Source organism: Chryseobacterium cucumeris (genome assembly GCF_001593385.1).
Lineage (GTDB): Bacteria > Bacteroidota > Bacteroidia > Flavobacteriales > Weeksellaceae > Chryseobacterium > Chryseobacterium cucumeris.
Window position 1 is genome coordinate 165,115 of record NZ_LUVZ01000034.1, and the last position, 20,634, is coordinate 185,748.

At 35.8% G+C, this 20,634-nt stretch carries 24 protein-coding genes; 13 read left to right on the plus strand and 11 right to left on the minus strand.

Annotation, left to right across the window (positions count from 1 at the left end; all coding sequences use genetic code 11):
* Nucleotides 1-187: 187 nt before the first annotated feature.
* Together A1704_RS15925 and A1704_RS15930 are read left to right on the plus strand one after the other, a co-directional pair.
* Nucleotides 188-1,366, plus strand: a complete 1,179-nt coding sequence (locus A1704_RS15925; RefSeq protein ID WP_062675077.1) for a hypothetical protein — start codon at nucleotides 188-190, stop codon at nucleotides 1,364-1,366.
* Nucleotides 1,367-1,389: 23 nt separating this feature from the next.
* Complete coding sequence (locus tag A1704_RS15930) at nucleotides 1,390-1,848, plus strand: hypothetical protein (RefSeq protein ID WP_062675078.1); 459 nt, start codon at nucleotides 1,390-1,392, stop codon at nucleotides 1,846-1,848.
* Nucleotides 1,849-2,090: 242 nt separating this feature from the next.
* Here A1704_RS15930 and A1704_RS15935 read toward each other — a convergent pair whose 3' ends face one another.
* The 3 genes from A1704_RS15935 to cphA form a co-directional block, all read right to left on the minus strand.
* Nucleotides 2,091-2,504: an N-acetylmuramoyl-L-alanine amidase gene (locus A1704_RS15935; protein WP_062675303.1), complete on the minus strand. Its 414-nt coding sequence runs from the start codon at nucleotides 2,502-2,504 to the stop codon at nucleotides 2,091-2,093.
* Nucleotides 2,505-2,732: 228 nt separating this feature from the next.
* Nucleotides 2,733-2,882, minus strand: coding sequence for a hypothetical protein (locus tag A1704_RS24520; protein ID WP_157885777.1), 150 nt, complete (start codon nucleotides 2,880-2,882; stop codon nucleotides 2,733-2,735).
* Nucleotides 2,883-3,278: 396 nt separating this feature from the next.
* Nucleotides 3,279-5,909, minus strand: a complete 2,631-nt coding sequence (cphA, locus tag A1704_RS15940) for a cyanophycin synthetase (protein ID WP_062675079.1) — start codon at nucleotides 5,907-5,909, stop codon at nucleotides 3,279-3,281.
* A 198-nt stretch (nucleotides 5,910-6,107) separates the two neighbouring features.
* Between cphA and A1704_RS15945 the strand changes: the two genes are divergently transcribed.
* The 3 genes from A1704_RS15945 (at nucleotide 6,108) to A1704_RS15955 (ending at nucleotide 8,474) form a co-directional block, all read left to right on the plus strand.
* Nucleotides 6,108-6,998: a cyanophycinase gene (locus tag A1704_RS15945; protein ID WP_034695508.1), complete on the plus strand. Its 891-nt coding sequence runs from the start codon at nucleotides 6,108-6,110 to the stop codon at nucleotides 6,996-6,998.
* 297 nt (nucleotides 6,999-7,295) lie between these two features.
* Nucleotides 7,296-8,138, plus strand: coding sequence for an isoaspartyl peptidase/L-asparaginase (locus A1704_RS15950; RefSeq protein ID WP_062675080.1), 843 nt, complete (start codon nucleotides 7,296-7,298; stop codon nucleotides 8,136-8,138).
* Nucleotides 8,139-8,237: 99 nt separating this feature from the next.
* Nucleotides 8,238-8,474, plus strand: coding sequence for a YtxH domain-containing protein (locus A1704_RS15955; protein WP_034695510.1), 237 nt, complete (start codon nucleotides 8,238-8,240; stop codon nucleotides 8,472-8,474).
* A 96-nt stretch (nucleotides 8,475-8,570) separates the two neighbouring features.
* Here A1704_RS15955 and A1704_RS15960 read toward each other — a convergent pair whose 3' ends face one another.
* The 8 genes from A1704_RS15960 to A1704_RS15995 all read right to left on the minus strand — a co-directional run bounded on the left by A1704_RS15960 (nucleotide 8,571) and on the right by A1704_RS15995 (nucleotide 15,237).
* Nucleotides 8,571-9,362 carry a class I SAM-dependent methyltransferase gene (locus A1704_RS15960; protein ID WP_062675081.1) on the minus strand — a complete coding sequence of 264 codons (792 nt, stop codon included), beginning with the start codon at nucleotides 9,360-9,362 and terminating at the stop codon, nucleotides 8,571-8,573.
* A 60-nt stretch (nucleotides 9,363-9,422) separates the two neighbouring features.
* Nucleotides 9,423-9,959 carry a PH domain-containing protein gene (locus A1704_RS15965; RefSeq protein WP_062675082.1) on the minus strand — a complete coding sequence of 179 codons (537 nt, stop codon included), beginning with the start codon at nucleotides 9,957-9,959 and terminating at the stop codon, nucleotides 9,423-9,425.
* A gap of 63 nt (nucleotides 9,960-10,022) precedes the next feature.
* Nucleotides 10,023-10,670 carry a GNAT family N-acetyltransferase gene (locus A1704_RS15970; RefSeq protein ID WP_062675083.1) on the minus strand — a complete coding sequence of 216 codons (648 nt, stop codon included), beginning with the start codon at nucleotides 10,668-10,670 and terminating at the stop codon, nucleotides 10,023-10,025.
* A gap of 18 nt (nucleotides 10,671-10,688) precedes the next feature.
* A complete protein-coding gene (locus tag A1704_RS24825) occupies nucleotides 10,689-11,528 on the minus strand; it encodes a PH domain-containing protein (RefSeq protein WP_082798815.1) in 840 nt (279 codons plus the stop codon).
* Nucleotides 11,529-11,630: 102 nt separating this feature from the next.
* The gene (gene hisS, locus A1704_RS15980; RefSeq protein ID WP_062675085.1) at nucleotides 11,631-13,001 is read right to left on the minus strand and encodes a histidine--tRNA ligase; all 1,371 of its coding nucleotides are present in this window, start codon (nucleotides 12,999-13,001) and stop codon (nucleotides 11,631-11,633) included.
* 122 nt (nucleotides 13,002-13,123) lie between these two features.
* Entirely contained in the window at nucleotides 13,124-13,579 is a 456-nt protein-coding gene (locus A1704_RS15985) for an HRDC domain-containing protein (RefSeq protein WP_238590629.1), read from the minus strand.
* Nucleotides 13,580-13,593: 14 nt separating this feature from the next.
* Nucleotides 13,594-13,926 carry a single-stranded DNA-binding protein gene (locus A1704_RS15990; protein WP_062675086.1) on the minus strand — a complete coding sequence of 111 codons (333 nt, stop codon included), beginning with the start codon at nucleotides 13,924-13,926 and terminating at the stop codon, nucleotides 13,594-13,596.
* Nucleotides 13,927-14,445: 519 nt separating this feature from the next.
* Complete coding sequence (locus A1704_RS15995; protein WP_062675087.1) at nucleotides 14,446-15,237, minus strand: hypothetical protein; 792 nt, start codon at nucleotides 15,235-15,237, stop codon at nucleotides 14,446-14,448.
* 317 nt (nucleotides 15,238-15,554) lie between these two features.
* Between A1704_RS15995 and A1704_RS16000 the strand changes: the two genes are divergently transcribed.
* The 8 genes from A1704_RS16000 to A1704_RS16035 all read left to right on the plus strand — a co-directional run bounded on the left by A1704_RS16000 (nucleotide 15,555) and on the right by A1704_RS16035 (nucleotide 20,616).
* Nucleotides 15,555-16,460 carry an arginase family protein gene (locus A1704_RS16000; protein WP_062675088.1) on the plus strand — a complete coding sequence of 302 codons (906 nt, stop codon included), beginning with the start codon at nucleotides 15,555-15,557 and terminating at the stop codon, nucleotides 16,458-16,460.
* A complete protein-coding gene (locus A1704_RS16005; protein WP_062675089.1) occupies nucleotides 16,461-17,054 on the plus strand; it encodes an HPP family protein in 594 nt (197 codons plus the stop codon).
* 5 nt (nucleotides 17,055-17,059) lie between these two features.
* Nucleotides 17,060-17,404, plus strand: coding sequence for a hypothetical protein (locus tag A1704_RS16010; protein WP_062675090.1), 345 nt, complete (start codon nucleotides 17,060-17,062; stop codon nucleotides 17,402-17,404).
* Nucleotides 17,405-17,428: 24 nt separating this feature from the next.
* A complete protein-coding gene (locus A1704_RS16015) occupies nucleotides 17,429-18,334 on the plus strand; it encodes a TIGR01777 family oxidoreductase (protein ID WP_062675091.1) in 906 nt (301 codons plus the stop codon).
* 65 nt (nucleotides 18,335-18,399) lie between these two features.
* Nucleotides 18,400-18,981 carry a GDP-mannose pyrophosphatase NudK gene (gene nudK / locus A1704_RS16020; protein WP_062675092.1) on the plus strand — a complete coding sequence of 194 codons (582 nt, stop codon included), beginning with the start codon at nucleotides 18,400-18,402 and terminating at the stop codon, nucleotides 18,979-18,981.
* Nucleotides 18,982-19,068: 87 nt separating this feature from the next.
* Nucleotides 19,069-19,443 carry a hypothetical protein gene (locus A1704_RS16025; protein WP_062675093.1) on the plus strand — a complete coding sequence of 125 codons (375 nt, stop codon included), beginning with the start codon at nucleotides 19,069-19,071 and terminating at the stop codon, nucleotides 19,441-19,443.
* A gap of 38 nt (nucleotides 19,444-19,481) precedes the next feature.
* Complete coding sequence (locus tag A1704_RS16030) at nucleotides 19,482-19,940, plus strand: DUF2750 domain-containing protein (protein ID WP_062675094.1); 459 nt, start codon at nucleotides 19,482-19,484, stop codon at nucleotides 19,938-19,940.
* Nucleotides 19,941-19,953: 13 nt separating this feature from the next.
* The gene (locus A1704_RS16035) at nucleotides 19,954-20,616 is read left to right on the plus strand and encodes a DUF2306 domain-containing protein (protein WP_082798799.1); all 663 of its coding nucleotides are present in this window, start codon (nucleotides 19,954-19,956) and stop codon (nucleotides 20,614-20,616) included.
* Nucleotides 20,617-20,634 lie beyond the last annotated feature (18 nt).

The window sequence follows — 20,634 nt, forward strand, 5'->3', positions numbered from 1 at the left end:
TTACAATCATAAAAGCTGTTGAGAAGAACACATAAGCTTTCTTGAAAATCAAAGATTTCCCAATTAAATAGGTATTTTATAAAAGTGTATTATAAACTTTTATATTCTAAAACTTTTGTGCCTTTTGTGGTAAAATCAAATTGGACATAAACGTCCGTTTTTTTTACCATCACAAAAGAAAAAAAATATGATCCCAGAATACAGAAAACAGTTCAATCAGGAGTTTTCAGATGAAAAATACCATCAACTCAAAAATATACTGACTGAAAAAGGTGGAACAGCACCTGGTTTCAGAGTTTCAGAAAGCCCGATTTTTCTGACTAAAGAGTTTGAGAAAAAACTGATCGATGCCAGTGAAAGTATCATCAGCCAAATTAAAGCAATGCCGGCAGAACTCCTTCAAAAAGCCATTCCTGAAAACTGCAGGGTTCCCAATGATACCCATCAACCTCATTTTTTCACCATAGATTTTGGAGTATGCAAAAGTGAAAACGGAACAATAGAACCTCAGCTGATAGAGCTTCAGGCATTTCCTTCTTTGTATGCTTTTCAAAAAGTATATGAAGAGACCTATTGTGAGGTTTATCCTTTTCTTTCGGAGATCAGAAATCCTATGTCCCATGATACCTTTAAAAACTATTTGAAGGAACTGATTGTAGGTGATGAACATCCTGAAAATGTAATCCTGCTTGAAATCTTTCCGGAAAGACAAAAAACAGCTATTGATTTTGCTTTCACAGAAAAATTAATTGGCATCAAAACGGTATGTCTGACGAAAGTAAAGAAGGAAGGGCGAAAGCTATACTATGAAAATAATGGTAAGCTAACCGAAATCAAAAGGATCTACAACCGGGTTATATTTGATGAACTGGACAATATTCCGGATCTGCATACAGAATTTGATTTCCGCGAGGAAGTGGATGTAAAATGGATTACCCACCCAAACTGGTTCTTTAAAATTTCAAAGTTCCTTTTGCCTTTACTGAAGCATGAGTTTGTTCCAAAGAGTTATTTTCTGCATGAATTCCCGGAGCATGAAAATCTTGAAAATTTTGTACTAAAACCATTGTTTTCATTCGCAGGAAGCGGAGTTAATTTGAATCCTACGAAAGAAATTACCGACTCTATTCAGGATAAGGAAAACTATATTTTGCAGAGAAAAGTGTTCTATGAACCTATTTTTGAAGATATCAACGGAGATTTTGCAAAAGCAGAGATCCGTTTGTTGTATATTTGGCGAGAAAACGACGAACGCCCTATCCTATTGGAAAATCTGGGAAGAATGACTAAAGCCGCCATGGTGAATGTAGACTTCAATAAAAAAGATGCCATCTGGATTGGTAGTTCGAATGCTTTTTTCGGATAAAAAACTTATAAAACTAATACTACATGGAAGAAAGATCAACACCTTTCGCAGAATTTGACAACAACGTTTTAACACGAAGAAGAGACTTATTACCTACCTGGATTAAAATTTTCCTATGGATCTTTTTAATCGGAGGCGCAGTAGCTGCGGGTTTATTGATAGCAGGGTCTCTGATCACTCAAACCTCTTTATCATTATACGGGATGAATGCCAATCATCCGTACTCAATGACAGGGCTTTTGATCTGTTCTTTGTTCCTGTTCAAAGGTATTGTAGCCTACGGACTTTGGTTTGAACAAAAATGGGCACCACAGGCTGCCATAGCAGATGCCATTATCGGGATTGCTGTTTGCCTTATTATGATGGCCATTATTCCGTTTATGTACCCATCAATCAGCTTTACCCTCAGATTAGAACTTATTCCTTTGTATTTTTATCTTAAAAAAATGCAGAGCATAAAGACAACCTGGGAAAGCTTATAGAAACAAACCTCCGAAGTATCGGAGGTTTTATTTTTTACTCCTGAAGACCTCTCAAAACATAAAAAATCCCCCAAGAAGGAGGATAAAAAATTGACATGTACGCTATGTTTTTTTACAAACATTGTAAATATACGGATAGACTGCAAGCATACCCTACGGGAAACCGTAATGATTGATTTTGAATCGTTTGTATATTAGGCTTTCTTTAAAGCTATTTAAAAACAATCTTGCAGTACTTCAGCTTATGATAACTCAGCATATTCTTTCTTAGCATCAAAACTTGGACAAGCTTTCTGAACATTTGGAAAATCTCTATGTCCCTGAATTTTAGCTTTAGGAAATTTTGATTTTAATTCTCTTAACAGCTTTACCATAGATTTTTTTTGCTCTTCCGTTCTTGTATCTTTTGGATGGTTGCTTTTATCAATGCCGCCAATGTATGATATATTGATAATTTGAGAATTCCACCCTGCAACGCCATTGGATACCTGATCAATGGGCAAAGTGTTTACTATTTTTCCATCAGCTTTTATCATATAGTGATATCCTGGATTTTTCCATTTCAGGTTTTCCTTCCAATACCTTTTAATGCTCTCTATTGTAACATCTGGTTGTGTGGCTGTACAATGTATAACGATGTAATTGATTGTTCTCATGGATTTCATTTTATTATTTTGAGCAAAATTAAACTTGTAACTCCCAAAATAGTGAAGGAAAAACACCCTATTTAAAATTGACAGGCAAGACAGCTGAAAACCAGGGAAAGCTGATAAAAATTATTTAGAAAACAATATATCTCAGGAAGAAGTCCATTAAGTTTGGGCGCAAATGTTTAAATTTTGAAATATAAGAACAAAAAATCCCTCTTAGTGAGGGATCGTTTTTTATAAATCGGGACAAGCCATTTCATTATCATGCGGAATGCAAACTTTTTCATTCCATGGCACCGGGCAATCATGCCAGCCTGGAGGACATCCTCCTTTTCCGTTAATACCTCTTAATTTCTCCTTAGAGATTTTCTTTAAATTTTTCATGGTTTTGATTTTAGTTTAGAAATTAAATATATAAAATATTCTCCATTTGGAGATTTAATATAAAAAAAATAATCTTTACGGATTTCCGTAACAAAGAAGGTTTAAAAATAACTGTTGAATACACCAAATAAAAAATCCTCCCAAACAGGAGGACATTAAAAAAACTTGACTTGTACTTTTAGTTTATACAAACGCTGTAAATATACGGAGAGACTGTAGGTATACTCTACGGGAAACCGTAAGGATTAACTTTTAATTGTTTGTACAGTAGTCATCGCAGACATAGCCTCTATTTTTAATCAAACAAACTTCGATCTGCTACAGCAGAATAGATAAAAAAATTGCAATACGTTTTTTATTCCGTATTGCAATTGTAATAAGTTTTATAAGGATGTCTTACAGGTTTTTATCGTCTTCCAGCAATTCCCTGGCCTGGTATTCCTGAACCAGATCAATGGCATTAGAAATAACATCACTTAAAGCCGTGATAAATGTTCCTTCTTCTGCCATACCTATTGCATGCTTTAAAGCTTCAATCTCTTTAGGAATAATCTCATAACTAACGTCTCTGCCTGCAGCATTAATCCCATCAATAATCAATCCGTTGATTTCCTCTTCCGTTCTTCCACGAAGATGTTTCTCATTTCGGATGATAATATAATCAAACATTCTTCCGGCAATTTTTCCGCATTCTCTGATATCATTGTCTCTTCGGTCTCCGACACCGGATATAATACCGATCTTTTTGGTAGATTCTACATTTCTCAGATAATCTTCAATGGCTTCGTATCCTGAAGGATTGTGGGCAAAGTCGATCAGCACCTTAAAGTTTTTAAACTTAAAAACATTCAGTCTTCCCGGTGTCAGCTGGGCACTTGGAATAAAGGTTCTCAAAGAATTGGAAATATCCTCAATCCCAAATCCGTAAAGGTAACTCGCCAAACTGGCTGCCAATACGTTTTCAATCATAAATCGGGCTTTTCCTTCCATCGTTATCGGGAAGTCTTTGGCTTTTCCTATTCTGATCTTCCAGTCACCTTTTTTGATGGTTACAAAACCTTCCTCATATACACAGGTTATCTTTCCTTCTTTAGCAAATTTTACAATATGAGGATTGTTTTCATCCATACTGAAAATAGCCACATTAGAATCGAGATCACTCACAATCTTCATGGAATATTCATTATCGGCATTCAAAACACTCCAGCCGCTCTTTTTCACGCTATCCAGTACTACACGCTTTACTTTGGTAAGATCCTTCAGACTGTGAATATCATTCATTCCCAAATGATCTTCTTCAATATTGGTCAGAACCCCGATATCGCATTGAGAAAAACCAAGTCCGGAACGTAAAATTCCTCCTCTGGCTGTCTCCAGAACGGCAAATTCTACGGTAGGGTCTTTCAGAATAAATTCTGCAGAAAGCGGTCCTGTAGTATCTCCTTTTGACAGCATCGTATTTTGAATATAAATTCCGTCCGAAGTCGTAAATCCTACTCTGTACCCATTGCTTTTTACAATGTGAGAAATAAGCCTTGTGGTGGTGGTTTTTCCATTGGTTCCTGTTACCGCAATGATGGGAATGGTAAAAGGTTTTCCCTGAGGATAGAGCATATCAACCACCGGAGCAGCCACATTTCTTGGTAATCCTTCACTTGGGGCAAGATGCATTCTGAACCCTGGTGCAGCATTAACTTCAATAATTGCTCCGCCACTTTCCTTTAAAGGCTGAGTAAGGTTCTCTGCCATCACATCAATACCGCAAACATCCAATCCGATAATTTTAGAAATTCTTTCAGCCATTGTGATATTTTCCGGATGCACCATATCTGTTACATCAATGGAAGTTCCTCCGGTTGAAAGATTGGCCGTTGATTTAAGATAAACCACTTCTCCTCTTTGAGGAATTGTTTCCAAAGTATATTGAAGTTTATCCAGTAATTCTAAAGTGTCTTTATCAACTTCAATTTCGGTAAGAACATTTTCATGGCCATAGCCTCTTCTCGGGTCTTTGTTTTCTTTTTCAATAAGCTCCTGAAGATTCAGTTCTCCGTCTCCCACAACATGGGCTGGAACTCTTCTGGCTGCAGCTACCATTTTATTATTGATCACCAGTACACGAAAATCATATCCTGTGATATATTTCTCAACAATTACTTTTCTGGAATATTTCTGAGCATGTTCAAGACCTATCTTAGCGGCATCCCAGTCGTTGACATTGATAGAAGATCCTTTTCCATGGTTTCCATCCAGAGGTTTAATAACAATGGGATATCCGATTTTTCTGATCACCGCGTTTAAATCTTCTTCATCTACTACCAAATCTCCAATCGGTACAGGAATAGCTGCATCGTGAAGCATTCTTTTGGTTAATTCTTTATTACAGGCAATATCTACCGCAATAGAACTTGTTTTTCCGGTAATTGTAGCCTGAAATCTTTGTTGGTTCACTCCATAACCAAGCTGAACCAATGAGTTTGTTCCCAGTCTTATCCATGGAATTCTTCTGGATGCCGCTTCTTCTACAATACTTCCGGTAGAAGGTCCAAGACGTACACGCTCCCTGATTTCTTTTAATCTATGAATACATGCATTCAAATCATAATCTTTGCCTTCAATCAGTGCTTCTGCAATTTTTACAGATTCTTCTGCAGCATAAATTCCTGCATTTTCTTCGATATAATTAAATACTACATTATATACTCCGGGAGTTTTTGTTTCACGGGTTCTTCCAAACCCTACATCCATTCCTGCCAGGGTCTGTATTTCCAAAGCGATATGCTCAATGACATGTCCCATCCAGGTTCCTGTTTCCACTCTATGGAAAAAACCTCCTTCCACTCCTTCCGAGCATCGGTGCGTCATCAATGATGGGATTAATTTTTCAATCCTTTCCCGAAATCCTTCGATTTTATTGGTAGGATAATTCTCCATTTCTTCTAAGTCCAACCTCATCTGTATCAGCTTCTTTCTTCTGATGCTCCAGATGTTAGGACCTCTTAGTGCCTGAATCTTTTCGATTTTCATAGTCTATTGGCATTTTAACAGTTAACAATAACTCCTTTCAAAGCCAAAGATAATGCAAAACCCTAAACGAAACTATACCACATTTAAAGATTCGTTAAAAAAAAATTAATTTTAATTAACATTCTTAAAACATTAAAAATCAACTAAAGATGGCATGAATTTCGCCAAAGAATGTTAATTATTTTTTAATTTTGTACCATGACGAAACCTGTTGGAAAATTAATAGTTATCGGAGGCGCTGTAAACAAAGGAAGTTTTGCTGAAACCGATTATGATCAGAATATCGAAAAGAATCTTAATTTTTTTGAGCGTGGGATCTTAAGAAAGATCATCAACGAATCGAAGCTAAAGGAGAATTCTGTCATTGAAATTGTTACTACCGCTTCTCAAATCCCTCAGATCGTAGGTTCCGAGTACAAAAAAGCATTCGAATTTCTTGGAGCTAAAAATGTAAATGTTCTGGACATCCACAACCGTGAGGAAGCCAATTCTGATGCAATGGTCGCAAGGGCCAACGCTGCCGATGTCATGATGTTCACCGGAGGAGATCAATTGAGACTGACTTCTATTCTTGGTGGAACAAGATTTCATGATACCGTTTTATTAAAATACCAGGAGCAGGATTTTATTTATTCCGGAACTTCTGCGGGTGCAGCGGCAGCTTCTGAAAATATGATCTACCAGGGAAGCAGCTCTGAAGCCTTATTGAAAGGAGAAATCAAAACCACTCAGGGATTGGGTCTGATTGATAATGTTATTATTGATACTCACTTTGTACAGAGGGGAAGAATCGGGCGTCTTTTCCAGGCAGTAGTCAACAATCCGAGAACTCTGGGAATCGGATTGGGTGAAGATACAGGTCTTTTCATTCATAATGATGTAATGACTGCTGTTGGTTCAGGTCTTGTTATTCTGGTAGACGGAAGGTTTATCAAAGATACCAACCTTACCAATATCAACCTTGGAGAGCCTATTTCTATTGATAATTTAACGGTACATGTCATGTCTATGAATGATCATTATGATCTTACGACAAAAACACTGACAATTGAGAATTCGCAGTTTAATCCTATTCCACAGGATAAATAGAACAACAAATACAGCTATACAAACGGGACCTCGGTTCCGTTTTTTTATTTAGCATACATATTTCAAGTTGGGCTAAAGCCAATGGATTTAAAACGTTTATTGTAAGGCGGGCTAAAGCCACCCCTATTGATGTTGATATCCAGATGCATAATAGTTGCTTAACAACAACATCTTTTATCTTTTATCTTTTATCTTTTATCTTTTATCTTTTATCTTTTATCTTTTATCTTTTATCTTTTATCTTTTATTAATTAACTTCGTAAAAGAAATCATTTATCAACCATCATCTATAATTTTATGAAAGTAATTATCCACGGCGGTTTTTTCTCTGAAAGCGATCAAAGCCATGAAGTAAAAACAGCAAAACAGGAGTCATTAAAACAAATTGCTCAAAAGGCATTCGATTATCTTAAGACCCATTCGGCTTTTGATACGGTTGCTTATGCCGTTTCATTACTTGAAGATGATCCTTTATACAATGCAGGAATCGGTTCTCAGATCCAGAGTGATGGTGTTATCCGTATGAGTGCTGCCATTATGAACGGAAATACTCAGAAACTCAGTGGTGTGATTAATATTCAAAATGTACAGAACCCTATTTTTGTGGCTAAAGATCTTATCAATGAAGACGATAGGGTTTTAGGAGGAAATGGTGCTAAAATTTATGCTACGGAAAATGGTTTTGAAAGTTTTTCTACAGAAATTCCCCAGAGAAGAAAAGAATACGAAGCCAAACTGGCCAATGGAGGGAAAGGAACTGTAGGCTGTGTAGCGATTGACCGGGAAGGAAAACTAGCTGTTGCCACGTCTACTGGAGGAAAAGGTTTTGAAATCCCCGGGAGAATTTCGGATTCTGCCACTGTAGCTGGAAATTATGCCAATGCTTTTTGTGCAGTAAGCTGTACCGGTGTAGGTGAAGATATTGTCAGTAATGCTACTGCAGCAAAAATTGTAACGAGAGTTACCGATGGAATGAGCCTTCAACAGGCTTTCAGTAAGACATTTGATGAACTTGCAGTCATTGATGGGTTTGCAGGAGCCATCGCAATTGATAAAGAGGGAAATATATATCATCAGGATTCCTATCCTACTATGGTTTTCGCCAGTTTTGATGGTGAAAAACTTGAAGTCTTTTCCTAAATTTAACATTTATTTATAAGTCCATTTATTTTTTTGGCACGTATTTTACATTATTCATAACAACAAATTTTAATATTAATACTTAAAAAAATAGAAATCATGGGAAACAAGACAAAAGGCTTATTAGCTTTACTAGGATTAGGTGCATTAGCTTACTGGAAATATAAGAATTCAAGCCCTGAAGATCAACAAGCGGTAAAAGATAAGATCAATACAGCTAAAGATAATCTTAACAAATGGGGAAATGACCTTAAGAGCAAAGCCAATGATGTTGCTTCCCAGGTTCAGAATAAAGTAGACGAAGTAAAGACAAAAGCTGAGGATTCCCTAAGCTAATCAACACAGAGCAGTTTTTTTAACATTCATATATAGGAAAAAAGTCATCGTAGCAGTACTACGGTGACTTTTTATTGTAATGCAACCCTGAATGTTTTATTTTTTCTGTGCTATAAGCGCATATACAAGAGGTATTTTATTTCCGAACTGCGGTATTCTCCATTTTCCTGTTTCAAATTCTTCTACATGTCTGAAACAAGGATATGGAGACCAGTCAAATTCCCGAAAAACATTCAGTTGTAAATCTTTTTTTATTAAATTATCGAGAACTTCTGCTAAGGAGTGGTTCCACATGACATATTCTTGCACGATAGGTGCAGACTGATCTGCATAAGTACCTTCATAGGTTTCTACAATCGGTTTCTCATTGAAATAATTGTAAGCGACTTTTGTAAAGTCGTCATCAAACATCCAGACAACAGGGTGAAATTCTGCCATAATGAATTTACCTTCCGGTTTTAAAAAATGATTGATAATTCCAGCCCATTTTTCAAGATCGGGAAGCCATCCAATTGTACCGTAACTTGTATAAACGATGTCAAACTTATGATCCAGAACATTGGGCAGCTCATATACATCTGAACAGATAAATTCTGTGTCTGTACCGCATTGCTGTGCAAGTTCTCTGGCGGTATCAATCGCTTTATCAGAAAGGTCAATGCCGGTCACATTTGCTCCCATTCTTGACAGGGAAATAGAATCCTGTCCGAAATGGCACTGCAAGTGCAGAATACTTTTTCCTTTTATATCTCCAAGAAGCTCCAGCTCTATGGAGTTCAGCGAAGTCCTGCCTTTTAAGAACTCATCTACAAAGTAAAAATCCGATTTCAGATGAGGTTCTACTTTGGCATTCCATGATTTTTTATTAATTTCTAAATAATTTTCCATTGCTTTAGTTTAAAAATGGGAGTTCCACCCATCAAGTAATTTCATTATTCAACACAATGATTACAATTTCTCCATTAATTTTTTCTTTTGATCCAGAAATTCTTCCTCACTTAGAACTCCGGATTCCTTTAATCTTCCCAATTGTTCCAGCTGATCTAAAATACTAGGTTCGGATTTACTCTGAAAATGTTGTTCCGGACGGGACATGAAATCTCTTACTTTTTCACAAAACAGTTCAGCATGGTACTTTCCTACTCCATCAATTTCTACCACGTCATCAGTCACCTGAATATCTATGGAAGCTAATAAAAATTCTGTTTCATATTGTATGGAGCTTATTTTGCTGTAAGAAAAGTCTTCTACTTTCAATCCGTACATGAACTCCTTATCCACAAAAATCAGTCTTCTGTCTGTGGCTACCAGGATGATATGATGGTGGTTCAGTTTATTTCTGCCTTCTACGAGATAGACAATTCGTTCGTCCGGTGAAAGGATATCCGGTAATTCACGAATTTCTTTCCGGGCAAATATGGTAGGGCTGATATCCAGTTTTTTAAGTTCTTCTTTTATTTCGTCAAGTCTTGATTTTTCACTCATAGCGTTAGTTTTTGGGTCTAAATTACTCTTTATAAGTAATTATAATTTAATTCAATAAAAATATTAGTCTTCTAATGGTATTACAATGGAAGTATGCAAACAGTATAGCTTCCAGCCTAAGGTTTCATACAACAGCTTTCCTTCTTCCGTTGCCACTAAAATATTCTTGTAAAAACCTTTGGATAAAGCGATCTTCTCCAGTTCTTTCAATAAAAAACGGGCAAGCCCTTTCCTTTGATGACTTTTTTCGGTAATAATCCTGTCATACACAGCAACATCATCTATAAGAGAGATACGTCCTATAGAAGCCTGCTCACCATTCTCCGCCACAATCGTGATAACAAAGGTTGTATTGTAATCAGAAAATTCCAGATGGTATCCTTCTGCAAGACTTGTATCCGGAAATTCCATTGGATGAAAACAGGTCATCATATATCCCTGCGGCTGCAATTTCCACCTTTCAGGAATTTGATCTGTAATTTGATCAGGGGGAACAGATGCTTTCAGATAAATCCAGGGCTCGGTAATTGAATTGGCAAGCTGAAAAAAATCGTCATTAAGCTCAGGAAATACAAAACGTTCTTTTTGTTTTTCATCTCCTACAACCACATGAAATCCGGATTTATAAGATACAGGAAAAGATGTTTCTCTTGACAGGCACCATCCTTTCAACCAGCTTTCTACGATTTTTGAAGATACTTTATCCTTCATGTTTTGGTGTTAAAAATTTTATTTTAGTTGCTCCAATAATTTCTTTTTTTGCTCTGTAAATTCTGCATCGGTTAAGATTCCATTTTCTCTCAGTTTTCCTAACTTTTCAAGCTGATTAAAAATTTCTTCTGATGAAACTGAAACACTTCTCTTTGCAGAACCGATTTGTTTTGAAGATTGTTCCTGTGGATTATTATAAATGTTTTTTATTGTATCATAGAACTTCTCAGCATCTTCCTTATCCATATAGCATTCAAACTCAACTGTTCTTTCTTCCAGATGCAGCTTAATAATGGGAGATCGAGGATGGGTTACAAAACTCAACAACTTTATGGTTTCATTAGAGTAAATATTGATTTTTGCTGCACCAAACATGCCTTTTGATACAGAAATCATCCTATTGGGCGTTGCTACCAATACTCCGGCATCCAGTGTATTGACAAACTGAGCATCTGTAATCGCAATGATCTGTTCTTCTTCAGAGATAAAATAAGGAAGTTCCTTGATTTCTCCTTTGGTAAAGACGGAGAGATTAGCATGAAGCCTTTCCAGTTCATTCTTTATTTTTTGGTGTCTTCGCTTATAAACCTCTTTTGAGATTTGATGAGAACCGGAATCTATGGCTGCAGGAAGAGTCTTTCCTACCGTCATGACTGTCTGAGCTGCTTCTGTATTCAGCATATTATTGATATCGTCAATGCTGAATGCATTAAGATTATAAAGCAACTCATCATTGATATCGCTCACTTTATTCAAACATTTGTTGCATAAAACATTACCATCCGAAAGCGAATTCGCTCCCAGAAGCGTATCCATAGATGTTAATTCTGTATTACACAACGCACAATTATTAGTCATTCCTTTTTTATTCAAAAGTATTTAAATTCTCAATATCCATCAAAAAAAAAACAACCACAAAAGTAATTTTGCAGTTGTTCTGTTTTTAATATAATTAAGAAATTATTCTCCTAAAAACTCTTCTAAAGAAACCGTTTTCTGTATTCCGGCTTCAATATCTTTAAAAGTAACGGTATTATTTTTAATTTCTTCTTCACCCAGGAAAACCAGATTCTTTATGCCTTTCTTTTCTGCATAGGTAAACTGCTTGTTGATCTTTGCATTTTCAGGGTATAGTTCTGCAGAAATCCCTTTAGCTCTTAGCTTCATGATCAGCTTTAATGCATCCGTGATTCCTTCACCTCCAAAGTTAGCAAACAGATATTCTATTTTGGCTGATGCTTCTTCAGGGAAAAGGTTGAGTTCTTCCATGACAAGATAAATTCTGTCTAACCCGAATGAGATTCCTATTCCAGGAATATTTTTCACTCCAAAAACTTCAGTAAGGTTATCATATCTACCGCCACCTCCGATGGACCCCATAGCAACTTCATCTGCTTTCACTTCGAAGATCGCTCCGGTGTAATAGTCCAGGCCTCTTGCCAAGGTAATATTGAAGACCAGGTTTTGAATATCAACACCAAGGTTCAGAGATTGTGTAAGAACAAATTCAAGTTCTTCTACTCCTTTCAGGCCGATTTCGTTCCCTGCAAATTTTTCTTTCAACTGAAGAAGGTTTTCAAGAGCATCGTCTGACTGGCTGAATAAGAAATCCAGTTTATCAATAGATTCCTGAGAGATTTCTCTTTCTAATAACTCTTTTATAACTCCGTCTTTCCCAATTTTATCCAGTTTATCCAATGCTACAGTAAAATCAATCAGTTTATCTGTGATTCCTGCATATTCTGCCAATCCGGAAAGAATCTTTCTGTTGTTCATATGAATGGTTACAGGAACTTTCAGATCAGCAAAAGACTTCAGATACAACTGAACCAGCTCCACTTCCTGTAATAAACTCTCACTTCCTACAACATCAGCATCACACTGATAAAATTCTCTGAATCTTCCTTTCTGAGGTCTGTCTGCTCTCCAAACCGGCTGGATCTGATAACGTTTGAACGGAAACGTCAGTTTACCATGATTCATCGCTACGAATCTTGCAAAAGGTACGGTAAGGTCATAACGAAGAGCTTTATCTGTAAGGCTCTCTGCACTGAATGGTTTTTCCAATGCTTTTTGAAAGTCATGAAGCATCTGAGTTTTTTTCTCTTCTTTCGCTTCATTGATACTTGAATTTAAAATTTTAAAAATCAAGCGGTCACCTTCTTCTCCGTATTTTCCTGTCAATGTAGAAAGGTTTTCAAAACTTGGAGTTTCCAAAGGCTGAAACCCAAATAATTCAAAATTATTCTGTAAAATATTGATGATATATTTTCTTCTGGAAACTTCCTGTGCCGTAAAATCTCTCGTCCCTTTTGCTAAACTTGGCTTCATTTGTTGTATGTCATTTTGATAAATGCAAAAGTAAGGAATTGAAAGGAATTTTACATAGTATAAAAAGCTGAAGAAAGACTTCCCTCAGCTTTTCCTTTACTATTATCAATTATTCCAAAAAATCATACGCTTTCAAGAATTTCAAGAATTTCTTCGCCATAATTTTCAATCTTATGCTTTCCAAACCCTTTGATTTCAAGCAACTCCTCTTTCCTGGCAGGTTTATACTTGGCTACAGATATCAATTCTTTATTACTCGCAATGAAATAGGTGGGCAGATTCTGTTCTCTGGCTTTTTCTGATCTCCAGAGTTTCAGAGCATCCAGAATCTTTTCTTCATCTGTATTCAAAAGATCATTCTCTGCAGAATATTTAATTGCCTTAGGCTCTTTTACTGTATTTTTTTTCAATTTTAAGTCTTCAAAATACAATATTACAGACCAATATTTTTCTTCACTCACAAAAGCTGTTTCTACTTTCATGATCTCATTACCTTCCAGAAAATCATCCAGCATCTTCTGATCTTTGTAGAGAAATTCTTCAGGCAGCCTGATTTTAAAAATTTTCACTCTCATCATTTGTGTTTTTAAAGTTATTTTCCTCCTAGTAAAAGGATTTCATCTACACGAATTTCCGTGATATACCGCTTAACCCCATCCTTATCATCATAAGATCTGTAGGTAAGTTTTCCTTCAACAGCTATTTCTTTTCCTTTGGTAACATACTTTTCAAAGATTTCTGCTGTTTTCCCAAAGGCAATCAGATTGTGCCATTGTGTTTCTTCTACTTTTTCTCCTTTCGCATTCGTGTAGTGATCGCTGGTAGCTAAAGATACACTTGCTTTTACGTTTCCATTATCGAAGTTTACCATTTCAACTTCTTTACCTGTGTAACCAATTAATGTTACTTTGTTTCTTAGTGACATAACTTTTATATTTTAAAGATTAATAAATTCAGATAAGAGACGTTCACTGCTTTCTCAAATCTCTGTTGCAAAGATTGCTATGGTTTCTATTCACAGTCGGTTATAAACCATTTAAATCCATTTGTAGTCGTTTGTAAACGGATATGAAAATAAAAAGATTTCTTTATTGTATAGGATTTATAAGAATTAAAAGACATTAATTCCCACCAATGAATTAAAAATTTAATAAGATAAAACCTATGATAATTTTTTGTTCTTCTTTAAAAAAATATTCACATTTAAAAATTGCAATGTTATATAATATGTATAAAATACAATTTCTCATTGTAATTAAATAAGAATATAAATTTTAAATTATATGGAAAATTTTCTGTTCTGGCTTTCATCTAAAAAAATCCAACAAAAAAGACACTCAACAAAATTGTTGAGCGCCTCCTACTTAATCATGCAACTAAAAATAAAATTGAAACTTATATTTTTTCACATTCAATAATGCTTTTTGCCTCCTTAATAATGAGATTAATCTTTAGCTTGAGAAATCCTAGTTATACTATTGATAGTGGCATCCAATGAAGTATCAGATTTTATTTTAATAAGATATCCGCTACCAATAGATAAAGGATCGGCAACACTCACAAGATAAAAAACAAGATCTCCTGAGGTTACCCCATTAGGAGCTACCGCGGTCTGATCTATGGAGAATGTTGAAGGAGGAACAGGATTTGAAAGATTCACTGTTACAAAGGCCACAGAACCATTATTCTTATTGGCATAACTTACAATAACCCTCCACATATGAACTTGCCCGGCAATAGGGTTTTCCAGAAATCGTCCCGTTGCCGGATCATATATATCTCCAGGCACCGGATTGATAATATTTTCAGGCCATGTGGTGGTAGGTGGTGCTGCAAAGTCTGTCACAATGTTCATCGGTGTCTGATAAACAATATTCTGATACGTCATCAAAGGAACTCCTCCTGAAGATTTGAATGCAAAGAAAGGCTTTACACCTGCTCCACTATTTAATTTAACGACTCCTTCGTTGGCTGTTGTTAATGTTACTGAAGAAATTACGGTACTCCATTGGGTTCCATTATAATATCTTAAAGTTTTATTGGTGGAATCATAGATGATCATTCCCGCAGTGGGTGTAGTTACATTAGCTGGAGGATTGGCATTTCTGGAGAGTACAACTGCTGAATTAGCTGAGGTAACGTCTAGAACTCCTTGTGGAGACGTTGTATTAATCCCTACCTGTCCAAAAATAAAAGGACAAAACAGAAAACTGAGTAATAAATTAGATTTTTTCATGGTTTGTTTTTTTGAATGTTGATATCAAAATTACAAAAAAACACAATATTGTGAAATAAAAATTAATTTATTTATATGAAAATAAGACAGTTATATTCAACAATATAACTTTATGAGTAATAATTTATTTTAAAATACCGATGAATATTATATTTTCCAAAACACAGAAAATTAAACAAACATAGACGTCGTGTTCTAAAAATTCATTTAGTTAATGAACCATCCCTTTTCTGTAAAATATATTGTAATACTGATTGGCATTTTCCCAATTATCCATTTACAAACGGATAATTCCTTATCTTTGTGAAAATTCATCTATGAAAAGGAACATCAATATTTTTGAGTTTCCTCTCAATTTGGGACTTACCAAAAAGGAATATGAGACAGAACCCGGAGTTCGGAAGCTTCCGGAATGGCTCAGAAAATTTGGTTTTCATAGCAGAATTAATCCTGCCAACGTTTTCAGACTGAAAGCTCCTGAATATTCTATGGACTTTGATGAGGAATCAAAAGTCAGAAATGCAGTTCAGATTATCGAATATGCTAAACAACAGGCCGATTGTATTCTCCGGAATTACGAAAAGAATTCATTCAATATTATTCTTGGAGGCGATTGCAGCATTCTTATAGGAAACGCAATGGCTCTGAAAAAAGTGGGAGATTTCGGGCTTTTTTATCTTGACGGGCACACAGACTTCATCCCCCCCGAACTTTCTGAAACGGGAGGAGCGGCAGGAATGGATCTCGCCATCATTACCGGTACCGGACATGAAAAACTAACTGATATTGATGGTTTAAAACCTTATCTGTCAGAAGAAAATATCTTTTGCTGTGGGAATGCAGAAATTGATGATGAACAATATGTTGACCAGATTACCAACTCCGAGATTCATTATTTTGATTTATACCGTCTGAGACAAAATGGTTTCAGAAAAACGGCTGAAGACTTTTTGAAAATGGTGAATGATAAAGGGTTAGACGGGTTTTTCATTCATTTTGATGTAGATATTCTGAAAGATGAATTCATGCCCGCCGTAGACAGCAGGATGGAAGACGGAATCAGTTATGATGATCTCAGGGAAATGCTGGAACCTTTGTTCGCAAACCCTTTGTGCTTTGGAATAGAGATTACCATTTTAGATCCTGATTATGATAAAAACGGAATATACACCCGTCCATTTGTAGATAACTTAATTCAAATTATAAAAAATAAAGAAGAGTAAATGAAGAAGACAATCAAAAGAACATTCAGGGTTTCAAAATATGTGATCTACAAGGAGACGCTTGTTGATTACAAGGAACATTTCTGGTCATTTTTAGGCGCATTTTTTGGGATTGGGATTATTGCATTTATCCAGTCTCACTCACTTACAGAAACGGAAAACATATTTCTGATCGGTTCTTTTGGAGCATCAAGTGTTCTTATTTATGGAGCAATACAGAGTCCTCTGGCACAACCGAGAAATCTTATCGGCGGACATGTTCTGTCGGCATTGGTAGGTGTTACTGTTTATCAGTTTGTTCCGGATATCATCTGGCTTTCGGCACCTTTGGCAGTATCATTTTCTATAGTATTGATGCAGTATACGAAAACATTACATCCACCAGGTGGCGCTACAGCGCTGATCGCGGTAAGTTCTACAGGAAAAATTCCTGAATTGGGATACTGGTATGTTCTCTCCCCTGTTCTTTCCGGATGCATTATTCTTTTGATTGTTGCATTATTTTTTAATAATATTACACCCAACAGAAGCTATCCTACCCACAGCATGTTCAAAAGGCTGCTGAAAAAAAGACACAACCATCACTTAAAATAAAAATCATGAATTGTCTGGAATGTGGCGAGAAAATCATCGGAAGATCAGATAAAAAATTCTGCAACGATGCCTGTCGGAACGCCTATAACAATAAGCAGAATAAGGATTCCAGTAATCTGATGCGGAATGTTAATAACAAGCTTCGCAAAAATTACCGTATCCTGATGGAAATAAATACCGACGGTAAAACAAAAGTCCCAAAATCCAGACTGGATGGCTTAGGTTTTGATTTCGATTATTTTACCAACCTGAAAGTTTATAAAAACGGCTCTGAATATAAATTCATTTATGATTACGGGTATAAACTTCTGGATGATGATTTTGTACTGATAGTAAAAAATCAGGCATAACCTACCCATCACAAATATAATATTATGAAAGAAGTTGTTCTGATCACCGGTGCCAGCGGCATGATTGCCAAAGAACTGGCAAAAAAAATAAGTTACGCATATGAAATCAGGTTTCTGACGCGAAAAAAAGTGCATGATCATGACTATGAATGGGATGTCCAAAAAAAAACTATAGATGAAAAAGCCCTTGACAATGTTTCTCATATCATTCATCTTGCAGGTGCCAATATTTCAGAAAAGCGCTGGACTTCGGAAAGAAAAAGAGAATTGATTTCCAGCCGTGTAGATTCTGCAGAATTACTTCGAACAACTTTAAGAAAAAACAAGATTAAGCTAAAGTCTTTTATTTCAGCCTCCGGAATTAATTTTTATGGTACTGAAACCTCAGAAAAAATTTATACCGAAACAGATCCACCAGGCAACGATTTTCTAAGTGAAGTGGTTGTCTTATGGGAAAGAGCTGCTGACGATTTTAAGGAACAGGATCTCGCAGAAAGAGTTGTGAAAATACGTACTGCTGTAGTACTTTCTGAAAAAGACGGAGCATTAAAGAAAATGATCCCCCCTATTCAATATTATATTGGCTCTCCACTGGGAAGCGGGCAGCAATATATGCCATGGGTTCATATTGAAGACATCTGCTCTATTTATGAATTTGCTTTAAAAAACCCAGCAATAGATGGCGCTTATAATGCTGTATCTCCACAACATGCCACCAATAAAGAACTTACAAAAAAGATTGCCCAGGTACTTAAAAAACCACTATTTATGCCTAATGTTCCCGGATTTGTGCTGAAACTCTTATTCGGAGAGCTGGCTACTGCTATATTGGAAGGTTCCAGAGCTTCCTCAAAGAAACTTCAGGATGCAGGTTTCCATTTTAAATTTCCGGATCTGGAGAACGCTTTAAAAGACTTACTAAAGAAGTAAATTGAGAAAAAATTAATTAGAAAAATATTTTAACACCTATTTATTATAACACAGAAAATATTCTCATGAAAAACCCGAATATCACCTTATTAAACACAGAAATCCTTTCAGATAACTGGTATACTTTAAACAAAGTCACCTACTCTGTTTTGAAAAAAGACGGAACTACAGAAACTCAAAGCAGAGAAGCCTATGACCGCGGAAACGGTGCAGTAATCCTTCTTTACAATACAGATTCAAACACCGTTATTCTTACCAGACAATTCAGATTACCTACTTATATCAACGGAAATTCTACAGGCATGCTCATTGAAGCCTGTGCAGGATTGTTGGATAATGATAATCCGGAAGACTGTATCAAAAGGGAAACAGAAGAAGAAACCGGATATAAAATTTCCAAGGTTGAGAAAATATTTGAAGCCTATATGTCGCCCGGATCTGTAACGGAAATTCTTTATTTCTTCATTGCAGAGTATTCAAATGAAATGAAAATCAACGACGGAGGTGGATTGGAAGAAGAAGGTGAAAATATCGAAGTTCTGGAATTATCGTTTGAAAAAAGTCTGAAAATGATTGATACAGGAGAAATCAAAGATGCAAAAACCATCATGCTTCTGCAACATTTGAGGATCAAAGGAATACTGTAGAAATAAGATATCAATGATGATTGATAATTGAAAACTGCATATCTAATAAAAACATTAACTTATAACTCATATTTAAACTATTAACAGATGATTGAACATGTGAAACTTGCCATTAATCCCAAATTTCAGGATTGGGTTCTTTTTGAAAATGGCACTTATATTATTTTTGATGACATCAGTATTATCGGAGATGTAAAAGAGAAAGCATTACAATTAATGAAAGAATTCGGTCCGGTTTATTCCGGAGGTCCTGCCGGAGATTTCAATGTAATTCATTTAAACCTTACTGAAGGATGGCTGGTTTCCGGACATGGTTATGGTATGTATACGTATGTACATCCTTCCGAACTGGACAGTGAATCCCCAAACGATCTTGAAATAGGACTTTATGGCAGATCTAAAAGAGATTCAGATGGCCAAAATCCTGAAATTATTCATATCAACAGGAGTGAAATTTCATAAGGCTACCATTCATAATTTATTATTCATAATTAAATACAATGCTTCAAGATCATATTACGGTGGAGAACCGCCATAAAGACTTTATTAAAAAAATCACTGAAACAGAAACAGTATATGCTTTAAAAGATGGCAAAGGCTATGCTACTTCGTATTCCAACGAGTCAGAATATGAAGACGGTGAAGAGGTACAGATCATTTGTTTCTGGTCTGATGCTGCCAGAGCAAAATCATGCATAGAAAACGAATGGAATCATTATGAGACTTCTTCTATTCCTCTCAACGAGTTTGTAGAAAACTGGTGTCTGGGAATGAATATCGACGGATTATTGGTAGGAACTAATTTCGACAGCAATCTGTTTGGCTACGAAGCTGAACCTTTAGAATTAATCCTTGATATTATTGAAGAGCTCAGATCTTCAGGAAAGTCACTGGAATTGAGAAAGTTTGAAAACATGGAAGATCTGGAAAAACAGATCAGAGCCGTGCTGGAAGATTAATAATTTAGCTCATATGAAGTCTTTGGGAATAAAGATCTTTAAAGCAAGTGCTTTATTTTTGGTCATTCTTTTCAGTATTCTGATGCTGAAAACCATTTCCCAGTATACTTCTCTTGAAAAAAATATAGGATTTCTGGCTTTTAAGCAGCAGGTTGTGGATAATCCGTACTGGATGATTTTTTTCTACATTCATATTTTTTCCATAACGCTTTGTCTTCTGGCAGGTCTGACCCAATTTTCAAATCGGTTTTTGACTGAAAATAAAAGCCTTCATAAGATAATTGGGAAAATATATGTCTACAACATCCTTATTATCAATGTTCCGGCATGCTTTGTTCTGGGACTTTTTTCCAATGGTGGTATTATCGGAATTACAGGATTTCTGATACAGGATATCCTTTGGGCTTATTTCACTATTGCCGCCATACTTTTTATCAAAAAGGGAAATGTGAACAGACACAGGATGTATATGATCTTAAGCTATACGGTTACCACCACAGCCATTACGTTCAGAATTGTTAAAAATCTGTTTTATAATGAAACCCGTCATGACTACCAACTTTTTTATGGTTTGAATGTCTGGGCAGCCCTTTTTATCAATCTTTTTATAGCTTATCTGATTCTCAGAAAAGAATCATTACTACCTGGAAAAGTCAACGTTAGAAAAGAAGATTAAAAGACTGATAAATGACAC

Excerpts from the sequence above, each read along its gene's own strand:
- A1704_RS15925 (WP_062675077.1), top strand. The coding sequence starts at position 188 with ATGATCCCAGAATACAGAAAACAGTTCAATCAGGAGTTTTCAGATGAA.
- A1704_RS15930 (WP_062675078.1), top strand. The coding sequence starts at position 1,390 with ATGGAAGAAAGATCAACACCTTTCGCAGAATTTGACAACAACGTTTTA.
- A1704_RS15935 (WP_062675303.1), bottom strand. The coding sequence starts at position 2,504 with ATGAGAACAATCAATTACATCGTTATACATTGTACAGCCACACAACCA.
- A1704_RS24520 (WP_157885777.1), bottom strand. The coding sequence starts at position 2,882 with ATGAAAAATTTAAAGAAAATCTCTAAGGAGAAATTAAGAGGTATTAAC.
- cphA (WP_062675079.1), bottom strand. The coding sequence starts at position 5,909 with ATGAAAATCGAAAAGATTCAGGCACTAAGAGGTCCTAACATCTGGAGC.
- A1704_RS15945 (WP_034695508.1), top strand. The coding sequence starts at position 6,108 with ATGACGAAACCTGTTGGAAAATTAATAGTTATCGGAGGCGCTGTAAAC.
- A1704_RS15950 (WP_062675080.1), top strand. The coding sequence starts at position 7,296 with ATGAAAGTAATTATCCACGGCGGTTTTTTCTCTGAAAGCGATCAAAGC.
- A1704_RS15955 (WP_034695510.1), top strand. The coding sequence starts at position 8,238 with ATGGGAAACAAGACAAAAGGCTTATTAGCTTTACTAGGATTAGGTGCA.
- A1704_RS15960 (WP_062675081.1), bottom strand. The coding sequence starts at position 9,362 with ATGGAAAATTATTTAGAAATTAATAAAAAATCATGGAATGCCAAAGTA.
- A1704_RS15965 (WP_062675082.1), bottom strand. The coding sequence starts at position 9,959 with ATGAGTGAAAAATCAAGACTTGACGAAATAAAAGAAGAACTTAAAAAA.
- A1704_RS15970 (WP_062675083.1), bottom strand. The coding sequence starts at position 10,670 with ATGAAGGATAAAGTATCTTCAAAAATCGTAGAAAGCTGGTTGAAAGGA.
- A1704_RS24825 (WP_082798815.1), bottom strand. The coding sequence starts at position 11,528 with ATGACTAATAATTGTGCGTTGTGTAATACAGAATTAACATCTATGGAT.
- hisS (WP_062675085.1), bottom strand. The coding sequence starts at position 13,001 with ATGAAGCCAAGTTTAGCAAAAGGGACGAGAGATTTTACGGCACAGGAA.
- A1704_RS15985 (WP_238590629.1), bottom strand. The coding sequence starts at position 13,579 with ATGATGAGAGTGAAAATTTTTAAAATCAGGCTGCCTGAAGAATTTCTC.
- A1704_RS15990 (WP_062675086.1), bottom strand. The coding sequence starts at position 13,926 with ATGTCACTAAGAAACAAAGTAACATTAATTGGTTACACAGGTAAAGAA.
- A1704_RS15995 (WP_062675087.1), bottom strand. The coding sequence starts at position 15,237 with ATGAAAAAATCTAATTTATTACTCAGTTTTCTGTTTTGTCCTTTTATT.
- A1704_RS16000 (WP_062675088.1), top strand. The coding sequence starts at position 15,555 with ATGAAAAGGAACATCAATATTTTTGAGTTTCCTCTCAATTTGGGACTT.
- A1704_RS16005 (WP_062675089.1), top strand. The coding sequence starts at position 16,461 with ATGAAGAAGACAATCAAAAGAACATTCAGGGTTTCAAAATATGTGATC.
- A1704_RS16010 (WP_062675090.1), top strand. The coding sequence starts at position 17,060 with ATGAATTGTCTGGAATGTGGCGAGAAAATCATCGGAAGATCAGATAAA.
- A1704_RS16015 (WP_062675091.1), top strand. The coding sequence starts at position 17,429 with ATGAAAGAAGTTGTTCTGATCACCGGTGCCAGCGGCATGATTGCCAAA.
- nudK (WP_062675092.1), top strand. The coding sequence starts at position 18,400 with ATGAAAAACCCGAATATCACCTTATTAAACACAGAAATCCTTTCAGAT.
- A1704_RS16025 (WP_062675093.1), top strand. The coding sequence starts at position 19,069 with ATGATTGAACATGTGAAACTTGCCATTAATCCCAAATTTCAGGATTGG.
- A1704_RS16030 (WP_062675094.1), top strand. The coding sequence starts at position 19,482 with ATGCTTCAAGATCATATTACGGTGGAGAACCGCCATAAAGACTTTATT.
- A1704_RS16035 (WP_082798799.1), top strand. The coding sequence starts at position 19,954 with ATGAAGTCTTTGGGAATAAAGATCTTTAAAGCAAGTGCTTTATTTTTG.